The sequence below is a fragment of the Acinetobacter sp. 1125_18A genome, from assembly GCF_052824985.1.
Genome location: NZ_VTDG01000066.1, coordinates 1 through 279, shown reverse-complemented (window position 1 = coordinate 279; position 279 = coordinate 1). Strand labels below are relative to the sequence as shown.

Here is a 279-nt window from a genome sequence, read left to right as displayed (position 1 = left end):
GTCAAGACAAAACAGCGTTGGATGATCGTTTAGAGGCGTTGACGGATCCAAGTATCCCAGCGGTAAACGATAAACCAGTAGTTTCTGGACCAGTTGAACTTTCGATGAATGAAAGTAATGAACTTATTCTCACCAAAGAAATGCTGCTCAAGAACGTATCAGGTGGAATTGGGCTGAATATCAAAAATGTAAGTATTGATCCTACTTTTGGTAAAATCATTGACAATGGTGATCAAACTTGGACTTTTAAACCAACTCAATATTTTTCAAATAAAAATT

Annotated in this window: 1 protein-coding gene; it reads left to right on the top strand. The window is 36.2% G+C overall.

The features are described from left to right. Positions 1 to 279: cadherin-like domain-containing protein (locus FY049_RS22280; protein WP_446084444.1), on the top strand; the 279-nt coding region annotated here is incomplete at both ends.